The 13,483-nt window shown below is 74.2% G+C and carries 2 protein-coding genes; one reads left to right on the top strand and one right to left on the bottom strand.

Annotation, left to right across the window (positions count from 1 at the left end; translation table 11 throughout):
- Positions 1 to 2 precede the first annotated feature (2 nt).
- Entirely contained in the window at positions 3 to 12,641 is a 12,639-nt protein-coding gene (locus tag IEY82_RS39490; RefSeq protein ID WP_225262633.1) for an amino acid adenylation domain-containing protein, read from the bottom strand.
- A 98-nt stretch (positions 12,642 to 12,739) separates the two neighbouring features.
- On the opposite strand from IEY82_RS39490, the gene IEY82_RS29260 reads away from it, so the two are divergent.
- Positions 12,740 to 13,477 carry a thioesterase II family protein gene (locus tag IEY82_RS29260; protein ID WP_189127475.1) on the top strand — a complete coding sequence of 246 codons (738 nt, stop codon included), beginning with the start codon at positions 12,740 to 12,742 and terminating at the stop codon, positions 13,475 to 13,477.
- The last annotated feature ends 6 nt before the right edge of the window (positions 13,478 to 13,483 follow it).

Raw genomic sequence — 13,483 nt, 5'->3', positions numbered from 1 at the left:
AGTCAGCGCCTCCCCGTGGTGATGTTCAGGTCGAGCAGCGAGCTCGCGTCGTCCGGCGAGCTGAGATCGTGGCCAGGATCACGGCCAGGATCACGGCCGGGATCACGGCCGACGCCGGTGCCGTGATCAGGGCCGGGATCGCGTACGGCAGCAGGGCCGGGGTCGCGGTCCAGCCACAGCCGCCTGCGCCGGAAGACCGGCGCGGAGGCGGGCTCGCGCTCCGGCTTCGCGCGCAGCCGCGGATCGAGCTCGCTGAGCACGAGATGCGCGTTGGTGCCGCCGAGCCCGAACGAGCTCACGCCCGCGACCCGCGGCGAGGGCCAGTCCCGCGGCTCGGTGGCGGGCTCGAAGGGCGAGGCGCCGAAGTCGAAGCGCGGGTTGGGCCGCTCGCAGGACAGCGTCGGCGGGATCTGCCCGTGCTCCACGGCCAGCGCCGCCTTGAGCAGCCCGGCGATCCCGGCCGCGCTCAGCGTGTGCCCGATGTTGGTCTTCACGCTGCCGATCGCGCACGTCCCCGCGTCGCCGCCCTCGCCGAACACGCGCGTCAGGGCGCGCAGCTCGATGGGGTCGCCGATGAGCGTGCCGGTGCCGTGCGCCTCGACCAGGCCGATCTCACGCGGCGTGCGCCCCGCCGCCGCCAGGGCCCGGCGGACCACGTCGGCCTGCGCTTCGGGGTTGGGCGTGGTGACGCCCATGGTGCGGCCGTCGTTGTTCACGGCGACCGCCTCGATGACCGCGTGCACCCGGTCACCGTCGGCCAGGGCCGCGCGCAGCGGCTTGAGCAGGACGACCCCGCACCCCTCGCCGGGGACGAACCCGTCGGCACGCTCGTCGAAGGTGTGGCACCGGCCGGTGGGCGACAACGCCTTGGCCGCGCTGAGCTGCAGGTAGTCGTTCTCGTCGAGGAGCACCTCCACCCCGCCCGCCAGGGCGACTTCCGCCTCTCCGGCGAGCAGGCTCTGCCCGGCCAGTTGGACGCCGACCAGGGAGGACGAGCAGGCGCTGTCCACGACGAGGTTGGGGCCGCGCAGATCGAAGTGGTGGGCGACCCGGGCCGCGATGAAGTTCTGGTCGGAGGCGAGCCCGCCCGGCCGGACGCCGACCCGCCGCCCGTAGTCGGACATGCGGGCCCCCGCGAACACGCCGACCCGCCGTCCACGCAGCTCGCCGGGCTGGTAACCGGCGTCGGCGAGGCAGACGGCGCAGCACTCCAGGAACATGCGGATGGCCGGGTCCAGGGCCCGGGCCTCGTCCTCGCCCATCTCGAAGTAGTCGTTGTCGAAGGACTCGATGTCGTCGACGAACCCGCCCCACTTGCTGATGCTGCGCCCCAGCGCGGGCTCGGGCCGGTACAGCTCGCGGTGGTCCCAGCGGGAGGCGGGCACCTCACGCACGTCGCACCGGCCCGTGATCAGGTTCCGCCAGAAGGCGGCCACGTCGGGGGCGCCGGGCAGCCGGCAGGCCATCCCGATGATCGCGATCCTGCGGTCCTCGCCCACGGGCCGCTCACGTACCTCGACGGGCCCAGCGGAAACGGCCCCCGCAACAGGCTCAGGCACGGGCTCCCGAACGGTCCCCGAAACAGGCTCCCCAACGGCCCCCTGCACAGACTCCCGAACGGATTCCGCCACGGGCTTCAACCCAGGCTCCGGGATGGACTCCGCAGCGTCCCGGACGGCCTCCTCGGGGACGCCGAGCCGCTCGCGGAGCTGCTCCAGCGTCGGATAGTCCAGCAGCAAGGACGGTTCGAGACTCTCCCCGAGCCGCTCCTCGATCCGCTGCACCAGCTCGGCCAGCATCACCGACTCGACGCCGAGTTCCCCGAACTCCGCCGTCGGGTCCAGCACGTCCACGGGGATGCCGATCGTCTCGGAGAACAGTACGGCCAGCCAGTCGGGCCCCTCAGCCTGCGCGGGTTCGGCGACCGGACGCCGTTCCTCCCGCTCGGGGACCGAACGCCGTTCCCCCTGCTCGGGCAGCCTGATCAGCGCCGGAACGTCCACGGTCACGTCCGTCGGCGGGCACGGCAGCACGGTCGCGCCGCGCGCGAGCCCGATGACCCGGTCCAGCACCCGCAGCCCGTCCCGGTCGCCGAGCGGCGCGATTCCGACGGGCTCGCAGACGTTCGGCTTCCCGCGCGCCCCGCCGGACTCCTGCCACTGCGGCCAGTTGACCGAGCGGAACTCGGGCCGCCCGGCCCGCCGCCTGACCCCGGTGTACAGGTCGAGGAAGGTGTTGGCGGCCGCGTAGTCCGCCACCCCGGCGGCCAGCGCGGGCACGGCGGCGCAGACGGAGGAAAAGGTGACGAAGAAGGCGGGGCGGTCCTCGGCGCACGCCTCGTCCAGCGCCTCCAGGCCGTCGGCCTTGGGCGCGAGCACGGCGCTGAGGTCGTCCTGGCTCTTGTGCGCCAGCGACGGACGGCCCTGGCTGGAGCGTCCGGCGCAGTGCACGACGCCGCCGATCGGTCCCAGCTCGCGCCGCACACCGTCCAGGAAGGAGGTCAGGTCGGTACGTTCGGACAGCGGCCCGCTGTGCACGGCCACCCGGGCGCCCATGCGCTCCAGGTCCAGGACGGTGGCGACCGCCTCCTGGCCGGGCCCGTCCGCTTGGTCCCATTGGTCGCGCGGCGGCAGCGGCCGCAGGCCGAGGAGGGCGAGCCGGCGTGCGCCGTGATCGGCCAGGTGGCGGGCCACCAGCGCGCCCAGTCCTCTGGTGCCGCCGCTCACGACATAGACGGCCTCGGGGTCGAGGTCCGGCTTCACGTACGGTGCGGGCAGCTCGCGCAGGGCGGGACGGTACCGCCCGCCGTCGCGGTAGCAGATTTCTCCGTAGGGCTCGGGGGCCGCCCACTCGGCGCGGATCTGTTGCGCGCAGGGACGGTCGCTGTCCAGCACGGTGGCCGTGACCGCCGGGTACTCGGCGGCGAGCATCCGCACGAAGCCCGCCATTCGCGCCCCGGCCAGGCTCGGCCGGGCTCCGTCGAGGTCCAGTAGACCGCTGGTGACGTGCAGGATCGTCAGCGGACGGCGTCGGGCCAGGGCGTCCTGAAGGGACGCGAGCCGTTCCAGCTCGCGGGCTGGGCGCGCCTCGCCCAGGTCGCACAGGTCGATCCAGCCGGCGAACTCCTCCGGTGTCGGCTCCCCTTCGCGTACGAGCACGACCTGCTCGCCGAGTGACCGCGCGAGCGCCTCGGAGGCGTCGTTGAACAGGCACACCACTGTCCCGCCGCCGAGCGTTCCCGGATCGTGGGCGGGACGCTCGCACGCGGTCCAGGTCCGCTCGAAGAGCGGCATCTCGGCCACAGCCGACTCAGAGACGGCCTGGTCGGTGACCCCAGAGGCGGCATCGGAGGCGGTCCCGTCGGTGGCGGCGGGCCGCCCGGCGCCGGAGTCCTCAGGTGCGGCCGGGGCCTCGAAGGGCCAGCACCGCATCCGGTCGAACGGGTACGACGGCAGTCCCACCAGACGCGCGCCCGCGACGGGCGCCCAGTCCACGTGCCCCCCGTTCACCCAGCGCCGCGCCGGCTCCGCCAGCTCCGCCAGGTCGCCGGACCGCGCACCCCGCGCGTTGCCCCCCAGGTAGCCGGGCCGCGCGGCCGACGCGTCGCCCGCCAGATCGCCCGACGCGAGGTCGTGGGACACCAGGTCGTGAGGCGGCAGGCTGCCCGCCCGGACCCGGCCCCGCAGCACGTCGGCGGGCTCCGACCGGGCGAACCGCTCCAGCCGCTCGCACAGCTCCCCCACCTCGGAGACGACCAGCGCGAGCCGCTCGCGCAGCGGCTCCCGCCCGGTCTGAAGCGTGTAGGCGACGTCGGCCAGGCTCTCGGGCGTCGCGCGCAGGTGCCCGGCCAGCCGACCGGCCATGGCGCGCAGCCGCTTCTCGTCGTGCGCCGACAGCACGATCAGCTGCGGTCCTCCGGCGGGCGCGCCGGTCCCGGCGGGCGGGGGTTCTTCGAGCACCGCGTGCGCGATCGTCCCTCCGGCGCCGAACGAGCTGATGCCCGCCCGCCGGGGCGCGCCGCCGGGCCCCTCGGGCCAGTCGGCCGCCTCGCGCTGCACGCGGAAGGGGATCTCGTCCCAGTCGATGTTAGGGTTGAGCTCGTCGGCGTGCAGGGAGGGCACGAGCCGCCGGTGCCGCAACTGCAGCACGATCTTGGTGAGCCCGGCGATGCCGGCGCCCGACTCGACGTGCCCGAGGTTGGACTTGACCGACCCGATCGGGATGCTCCCCGGAGCCAGCCCTGCCTGCCCGAACACCCGCATGAGGGCGTTGATCTCGATGGGGTCACCGAGCGCGGTGCCCGCGCCGTGGCATTCCAGGTAGCCGATGTCGGCGGGGTCCACTCCCGCGTCGGCCAGCGCGCGGGCCACGAGGTCGCCCTCCTCGACCGGGCTGGGCACCACCCAGCCGTTGGTCCGGCCGGAGTGCACCACGGCGGTGCCCCTGATCACGGCGTGGATCCGGTCGCCGTCCGCCTTCGCCCTGGACAGCGGCTTGAGCAGGACGACCCCTGCCCCCTCGGCCGGCACGAAGCCGTCGCCGCCCGCTCCGAAGCTGTGGCAGCGCCGGTCCCCGGCGGTCAGCCGCATCCGGGCGTGCTGGATGAACTTGTTCGGGTGCAGGTTGAGGTTGACTCCGCCGGCGATCGCCAGCTCGCACTCCCCCTGGCGCAGCGACCGGACCGCGAGGTGCAGCGCGGCCAGCGAGGACGAGCACATCGTGTCGATCGACATGCTGGGCCCCTTGAGGTCCAGGTGATAGGAGACGCGGTTGGCCACGCCGCCGAGGGTCGCGCCGGTGTCCTGGGGCGTGCCGCGCACGCCCTCCTCGACGCCGAAGAAGGGGTACTCGTTGTACATCACGCCCGCGTAGACGGCCACGCTCGATCCGTGCCGGTCGCGCAGCCGGGTGCGCGGGTAGCCCGCGTCCTCCAGCGCCTCCCAGGTGACCTCGAGAAAGACGCGCTCCTGCGGGTCCATGAGGGCCGCGTCACGCGGCGTGATGCCGAACAGCAGCGGGTCGAAGTCGGTCACGCCGTCGAGGAAGCCGCCCCACATCAGGTCCACCGGCCAGCCATCGCGGGTCCGGCCGTCCGGGACGCGGGAGAGCGAATGCCGCCCGGCGGCCAGGTTCTCCCAGAACGCCGCCAGATCGGGGGCATCGGGGTACCGCCCGGCGATCCCGATCACGGCGATCGCGTCGTCGTCCTCCAGGCCGGGCCGTACGGGCTCGGCGCGGGCCGGGCGCCCGCTGCTGGCCGGCACGGTGGCGCTGGCGGGCGTCGCCCGTGGAGCGGGCGCCTTGGCGGACAGCGCGGCGGCGACGCCGGCGAGGTCCCGGTGCTCGAAGAAGAGCGTCCGCGACCGCTCGCCCAGGTCCCGCTCCAGCCGCTCGTTGAGCTGCACGATCTGGTACGAGGTCAGCCCGTACTGCTCCAACGGCACCCGCAGGCCCAGCCGGTCCGCGTCGATGCCCGAGACCTCGGCGTAGACGCCCCTGAGGTACTCCTCCATCTCGCCCGTGGCGACCTGAGCCACGACCGGCTCCGTCCGTTCGATCCAGTACGGCTCCGCCGCGAACGGGTAGGCGGGCAGCGCCACCCGACCGGGGACCTCCGGCCAGAACCGCTCCCACTCCACCTCCTGCCCGGTCACCCAGGCAACGGCCGCCTCGGCCTCCGTCCGGAGGTCCTGCGAGTCGGCGGCCCCTCCTGGGCGGCCACCGGCACCAGGGCGGTCGGCGGCAGGAAGGCGTTCAACGTCGCCGGGCCGTTCGGCGGCATGGGGCCGTTCGGCGTCGCCGGTGAGCACGGACCCGTGCGCCCTGCCCGCCGCGAACGCCTCCAGCCCCTCCCGCAGCCCTTCCAGGTCGCGGCATACGACGGCGAGCCGGTGCGCGAGGGCGGCACGCCCGGTCTGGGTGGTGTAGGCGACGCGGCCCAGCCCCAGCTCCCCCGCCCCAGCGTCCCCCGCCCCGGGTACGGCAGTCTCGGCGGCCCCGGCGACTCCGGCCACCTTGGCGGCGAGTCGGCGCGCGGCGGTCACGAGCTGCTCACCGGTCGCGGCGGACACCAGGACCGCGTGCTCCCGGCCGTCGTCGGGCGCGGCCCCCTGGGACTCCTCGGGAAGGGGCGCGCGCACGACGGCGTGCGCGTGCGTCCCGGTCGCCCCGAAAGCGTTGATCAGTGCCCGCCGCTCGCCCGTCCACGGCCGAGGCTGCTCTGGCACGGTCACCGCGTCGGTGGGCGGCTCCGCCAGAAGGGTGGGCGCCAGCAGTCCGTGCCGGATCTGCAGCAGCACCTTGGCGAGCTGGGAGGCGCCCGAGGCGGCTTCGAGGTGGCCGATGTTCGGCTTGAGCGTGCCTGCCGCGACGGGCTCGGTCCGCCCGGCGAAGACCTCGGTGAGCGCCTCCGCCTCGGCCGCGTCGGCCAGGGAGGCGCCGGCCGCGGCGCTCTCGACGTAGCAGACGTCGTCGGGCCCGGCCCCGGCCCGCTCCAGGGTGCGGCGCATGGACTCGGCCATGGCATCGGCGCTCGGCGCGGTGAAGCGTCCGCTGCGGCCGGTGTGCGCGACCCAGGTGGCCTCGACCACGCCGTGGACGACGTCCCCCTCCCGTACGGCGTCCGCGACGGGCCGCAGCAGGAAGGAGCCGACGCCCTCGCCCACGGTCCAGCCCGGTCGGTCGGCGTCGAAGGCTGCGGCGCCGGCCTCGTCGGCCAGCAGGCCGAGCCCGGCCAGCAGCCCGGCGTGATAGGGGTCGGCGAGCAGGTTGACGCCCGCGACCACGGCCGCGTCGCAGTCTCCCGCGCGAATGGCCTGGGCGGCCAGGTGCAGGGCGGTCAGCGTGGAGGAGCACGAGGTGTCCACGGCGATGCTCGGCCCGGTGAAGCCGAAGAAGTAGGAGACGCGGTTGACCATGTCGGAGGCTGTCGCCGAGACCACCGCCGGGCCGCCCTCGCGCCAGGCCGCGGCGCCCGCGTGCTGGTAGTCGTGCCACATCGAGCCGACGAAGACGCCCACCCTGGGCGCGCCCCTGTGCAGCGAGGCGGGGGTGTGCCCGGCGTGCTCCAGACACTCCCAGACGCTGTGCAGCAGCAGCCGGAGCTGCGGGTCCAGCGTCGGGGCCTCCTTCGGAGAGACGTGGAAGAGCAGGCTGTCGAAGCGGTCGATGTGCTCCAGGTAGCCGCCGGGCCGCTCGCCTCTGGCGTTCGGGCCGACGCTGCGGGTGCCGGTACGCAGGTTGTGCCAGAAGCGGTCCAGGTCGTCGGCGCCGGGGTAGCGCCCCGCCATGCCGATCACCGCGAGGCCGGTCTGTTCCGCCCCGGCCGCCGACTCCATTCGCGGTACGGAGGACACGGGCGCGGTGGACACCCGTGCGGCAGATACGGATGCGACAGACACGGGCGCGGTGGACACCGGTGCGGAGTACACGGGCGCGGCGTCGGGGGTCGCGCACTCGGCTGGACCGCCCAGGAACGCCTGCAAAAAGTGGTGCCCGTCGTCGAGGTCGAACTGGTCGCGGATGCGGTCGAAGGCCACCTCTCCGATGGGGCAGAGCCCGATGCCGCAGGCCGCCTGGCCGGTCATCAGCAGCTGCCCGAGGTAGCCCGCCTCCAGGGTCAGGTAGCGCAGGCTCTGCTCGCCGTACAGCGGCTCGATGCCCTTGACCTGGCCGATCAGATAGAGGCTGAAACCGGCGCGGTCGTACAGGTCGCGGTTGTAGACGAAGTGCGCCGAGCGGTCGATCTCCGGACGGCCGTTCACCAGCTGGAGCGCGTGCTCGCTCGGGTTGTAGTAGTAGATCCCCTCGGCGACGCCGTCGATCGCGCCCCTGGTGACGTGCAGGTACGCCTGCACCGCGTAGGTGTCTCCGGCCGACGGGTACAGGTGGCGCTCGCGGTCGCCGAGCCGCCGCTCGCGCAGCAGGCTGAGCAGCCGGCACAGCGACCGGTACGGCAGGGAGCCGGGCTCGAAGTCGCGCACGCTGGCCCGCCACGCGAAGTGCTCCTCGGGCACGTCGATCCGGTCCAGCCGGATGAGGCTGGCGTCCGGCTCCAGCGGGCGCAGGTTCCACCGGCCGGCTTTGAACTCCTCCCGGTCCTCGGCCGAGAAGAAGTCGACCTCGCCCGGCTCGCTCACCTCGGCGGGCCGCACGGGCACCTCGGCGGCGGGCCGCTCCTCGCCAGGCCGCTCCGGCCCAGGCCGCTCCGCACCAGGCGGTTCACCAGCAGGCCGCACCTCGGCGGGCGGTTCGTCGGTGCCGCCCGCCATCGCGGCGATGCCGGTGACGGTCGGGTTCTCCAGCAGCAGCGCGACGGGGACGCGCCTGCCGTACCGCTTCCGCAGCGCCTTGGAGACCTGGACCATGGTGAAGGAGGTGACGCCCTGGTCCCAGAGGTCCTGCCCGACATCGACCTCGTCGACTCCGAGCAGCTCGGCGAACAGCTCCGCGATCTCCGTCACCGCCGAGGCCGCCACCTCCGCGGCGCGCTCGGGAACGGGCTCGGAAACGGGCTCGGGAACGGGCTCGGGAACGGGCTCGGAGACGCGCTCCGGGACGCGCTCGAAATCTGGCTCGGAGACAAGCTCCGGGGCAGGCGCTGCGACGGGCTCGGAGGCGCGCTCGCCGAGCGGCCATGGGAGCGCGTCACGGTCCAGCTTGCCGTTGGACGTGGCCGGGAACGTGGTCACGAACGCCACGTGGTTGGGCACCATGTACGCCGGCAGCGTCTCGGCCGCGTGCCCGCGCAGCTCCCCCACGTCAGGCTCCTCGCCCTCGGCCACCACGTACGCGACCAGCTTCCGCTCGCCGGAGCGGTCGTCGCGGGCCAGGACGACGACGTCCCGCACGCCCGGGTGCTGCCGCAGCCGGTGCTCGATCTCGCCCAGCTCCACCCGGAAGCCGCGGATCTTGACCTGGTTGTCGGCCCGGCCGAGGAAGGTGATGTTCCCGTCGGGCAGCAGGGCGGCCCGGTCGCCGGTCATGTACATGCGGCCGCCCGCGAACGGGTCGGGCACGAACCGCTCGGCGGTCAGCTCCGGCTGGTTGCGGTAGCCGAGGCTCAGGCAGCCGCCGCCGATGAACAGGTCGCCTTCGACGCCTTCGGGGCAGGGCCGCCGGTTCTCGTCGAGGATGTAGTAGAGGGCGTCGTCGATCGGCCGGCCGTACGGGATGCTCCGCCACGACGGGTCGATCTCCCCCACCTCGAACCAGTTCGACCAGACGGTGGCCTCGGTGGCGCCGCCCAGGCTGACCACCCGCGCCCGAGGGAAGGTCGCGCGCACGGCGTCCGGCAGCGGCAGCGGCGTGTAGTCGCCGCTGAGGAAGACCAGCCGCAGGTCGCCGGTGCCCTCGTGACCCTGGTGGTCGGCGAGCAGCGGGGCGAGCTGGTTGAGCGTGGTGGGCGCGGAGTTCCAGAACGTGATGGGCTCGTCGAGCAGGATGTTCAGCAGCAGCTCGGGGTCGCGCTGCTGGTCCTCGTCGGCGATGTAGAGCGAGGCGCCCCGGCCGAGCAGGCCGAAGATGTCGAAGACCGACAGGTCGAAGCCGAGCGAGGTGACGCAGAGCCCGACGTCGGAGGCGTCGAACTCGAAGGTGCGGTAACACCAGTCGAGCAGGTTGAGCAGCGGCCGGTGGCTGACCTCGACGCCCTTGGGCTTGCCCGTGCTGCCTGAGGTGAAGATCACGTAGGCGAGGTCGTCCACGGTGTTCACCAGGGGCGGGTCGCCGCGGTCGTCGCCGTCCGCGTCGAGCTCGACGGTGCGCACGCCCTCGGGCACCGCCCAGCCGGGCGTCCGCGGGCAGGTGAGCACGATCCCGGCGGCGGCGTCGTCCAGCATGACGGCGGCCCGCTCGTCCGGCAGCGACGGCTCGACGGGCAGGTAGGCGCCGCCCGCCTTGAGTATCCCGAGGACGGCGGCCACCATGTCCGGCCCACGGCACAGGCGCACGCCGACCACCGTCCCCGGCCCCACGCCCAGCTCCTTCAGCCGCCAGGCGGCGGCGTTGGCCCGGCGGTTCAGCTCGCCGTACGTCATGGTCCCGCCGGCGTGCCGCAGCGCGACCGCGTCAGGCCGGGCGGCGGCCTGCCGTTCGAACAGCCGGTGCGCGGGGCGCAGCCGGTCCTCGAAGGCCGCGAACAGCTCGGCGAGGTCGGGGAACTCCGGCTCCAGCGCGTCCCAGTGGTAGTGCAGCCGGTCGCCTTCCCTGATGACGATGCAGTCGAGCGCGACGTCCGGCGTGTAGGTCATCCACGGCCCGGCCTCCACGCCGTCCGGCAGCGGATGCGCGGTCAGGTCGAGGGTGCTGGTGTAGACGACGGGGAAGGCGTAGGCGCGGCGGCGGCGCTCCTTCATGACGTGGCCGCGCAGCGTGGCCAGGCCGGTCAGAGCGCCGTTCGCGGCGTCGGCCCCGATCCGGTCCTGGTAGGACTCCGCGTTGGTGACCCAGCTCAGCGCGGTGAACTCGCCGGGGCGCAGCGGCTCGGACTCGGCGGTCCAGCGCACCACGGACACGCTGAACGGGTCGGTGAAGCGCCTGCCCAGCGCGCCGGTCAGGGCGGCGAAGACGGTCTCGTCGGAGACCGCGGCGACGCTGCCGCTCAGCCGGACGCGGCGGGCGGGCGTGGTGGCCACCTCGGGTCCGGGCGGCAGGTCACGGAACCGCTCGGTCCAGTAGCCGGCCTCGCCCGAGTCCTCAAGGGTGTGCTCCTGCGGCGGGCGCGGCTCGGCGGACGGGTCGGCGTACAGCAGGAACAGCTCGCGCAGGACGCGGTGGATGCTCCGCCCGTCGAGCACGGTGAGGTCGACGGCCGCGTGCACGGTCTCGCCGGTGACCCGCAGCTCCCACTGCGGCCAGCGGCCCAGCGGGAAGGCCCGCCCCGCCATCTCCTCGACCTCGACCTCGGTGGTCTCGGGGATGCTCCAGTTCCGCGGCGCGTGCGGCCTGATCCGCAGCGTGCCGTCGTGCGTGACCTCCGAACGCAGCGCGTCGTAGGCGGCCACCAGGCGCAGCCAGGCGCGCTCGAGCCGGTCCCGGTCCAGATCGCGGACGTGGAAGCTGTGGTAGACCTGGCAGCCGTCGTATCGGCACGAACCGGCCGCGCGGGCCACGTAGTACGCCTTCTGCAGCTCGTTGAGCGGCCGGATCTCCGCGTCTCCCGCGTCGGCGCACAGGGCGCGCAGCGCGTTGGTGAAACGGGCGAACAACGTCTCCGGCTCGCCGGGCGCGAAGCAGCCGGGCACGAGGTCCCAGCGGATCCGCAGCTCGCCGTCGAGCTCCCACATCTGGTGGTCGAGCGCGACGCCGGAGGTCTGGCTGAGGGCGTACGACACCGGCGGCACGGCCTCGTCGGGCCGGGCGTCGAGCAGGCTGGTGAAGACGACGGGCAGCGGCGCCCGCTCGCGCAGCTCCCGCATGACGGTCACGCCGGGGACGGCCGCGTGGCCGAGATCCCGCCACAGCCGCCGGTGCACCTCCTGGACCGCCTCCTCCAGCGGCTCGCCCGACGTGCTCTCGGCGGCGAACACGGCCGTGCCGGTGAACGGCCCGACGACCTCGTCCACCTCGCGCGGCAGCCACGCCCGGCCGGTCGTGGTGACGGCCAGGGAGCAGTCCTCGCCCCTGCCGACCGTCTCGGCGAACAGGGTCAGCACCAGGGCGGTCGGCGAGACGTCCAGCTCGGCGGCTCTGGCGCGCAGGGCGCTCCACTGGGCGGCGCTCAGCGAGCCGGTCAGCGCGGAGCGCGGCGACCCGTCCGGCACACCGGCGGCGGGGCCGGGCGGCAGGTCCGCCAGGCGTCCCCGCCAGTAGTCCAGGTCCTCCTGGAGGCGGGGGCCCTGCCGGTACGCCTCCAGCGCCCGCAGGCAGTCGCGGAGGGAGGGGGCGGCGTCGCCGAGCCGGTGGCCGGGGTCGCGGTAGCAGCGCCACCAGTCGCGCAGGAGCACGTCGAGCCCGCGCCCGTCGGTCACGCTCGCGTCGATGCCGAAGTGCACGGTGCCGGGGGTGGTGACCTCGACGGCGAACGGCGGCCAGACGCCGGGCTCGTAGCGCCGGTGCGCGAGGCGCTCGCGGGCGCCGGGCCGGTCCACCGGCAGCTCCCACGACGGGGCCCGCTCCAGCACCCGCTGGGTGCCGTCCTCGTCCAGCCGCAGGCGCAGCGCGTCGTGGTGGTCGACGACGCGCTGCCAGGCTTCGCGCAGGCGTCCGGCGTCGACGTCGGGCACCTCGAACTCCCGGTAGACCTGGCAGCCGACCGGGTCGGGGGTGACGTCCTCGTCCGCGCCCATGACGTAGGCCTGCTGCAGGGGCGTCAGGGCGAACGGCTCGTGCCGCTCGCCGGGGGCCGCGCCGATCACCGGGCCGGTCGGGGCGGCGGGAGCGGCCTGGTCGGCGTTCCGCTCCGGCCCGGCCAGCTCGGCGATCCGCTCGGCCAGCCGCGCCGGCGTCGCGCACTCGCCCAGCCACTCGACGGGGAAGTCCAGCGCGAACTCCCGCTGGATCTCGAACCACACCCGTACCGCGGAGATCGAGTCGAGTCCGCTGTCCTTGAGTGACGCGTCGGGGGTCAGGTCCGCGCCGCCGGGCAGCGCCTCGGCCAGCAGGCGGACGACCGCCTCGGTCACGCGCTCGTTGTGCTCCATAAGCCTCCTCCGTCTCTGCGACGCTAGTGAGGAGGCCGCGCCCTGCCTGCTCAAGACTGAGCAGTCACCGAGAGGCGTCCGGCCGTAGCTTTCGGACCATGCCTGATTCCTGGATTGCGGGCGGAGAGCCCAGGGCCGACGCTCGGATCAGACTGTTCTGCTTCGCGCACGCGGGAGGCGGGTCGGCGCTGTTCCGCAAGTGGGACGAGCACCTGTCGCCGGAGATCGACGTCTGCCCCGTGGTGCTGCCGGGGCGCGAGTCGCGCATCCGCGAGCGCCCCTACGACCGCATGGAGCGGCTCGTGGGCCCGCTGTCGGAGGCCATCGAGCCGTACACCGACCGGCCCTTCGCGCTGTTCGGGCACAGCATGGGCGCCGCCGTGGCCTGGGAGACGGCCCGCCGGTTTCCCCCTGTCGTGCTGTTCGTGTCGGGGCGGCGCGCGCCGCAGCTGCCGACGCGGCGCCGCCGCTTCAGCGACCTGTCCGAGGACGAGCTGCTGGCCGAGCTGGGCAAGCTGAACGGCACGCCGTCCGAGGTGATGGGCCAGCGCAGCCTGCTGGAGCTGTTCCTGCCGAGCCTGCGCGCCGACTTCGAGCTGAACGAGTCGTACACGCCGCTGCCCGGCACGCGGCCGGGCTGCCCGATCTCGGCGCTGCTCGGCGACGCCGACCCCGAGGTCGACCCGGACGAGATCGCCGCCTGGGCCGACGCCACCGGCGGCGGCTTCACGCTGCGCGTGTTCGGCGGCGACCACTTCTACCTCAAGGGCCCGCGGCCCGAGGTGCTGGCGGCGATCCAGGAGGACCTGGACCGCCACCTTCTGAACGTCTCCTGACCGGCC

It is taken from the genome of Nonomuraea cavernae (assembly GCF_014646355.1).
Taxonomy (GTDB): Bacteria; Actinomycetota; Actinomycetes; order Streptosporangiales; family Streptosporangiaceae; genus Nonomuraea; species Nonomuraea cavernae.
The sequence above is the reverse complement of the archived record's forward strand: the minus strand, read 5'-3'. Positions and strand labels throughout refer to the sequence as shown.

Excerpts from the sequence above, each read along its gene's own strand:
- IEY82_RS39490 (WP_225262633.1), bottom strand. The coding sequence starts at position 12,641 with ATGGAGCACAACGAGCGCGTGACCGAGGCGGTCGTCCGCCTGCTGGCC.
- IEY82_RS29260 (WP_189127475.1), top strand. The coding sequence starts at position 12,740 with ATGCCTGATTCCTGGATTGCGGGCGGAGAGCCCAGGGCCGACGCTCGG.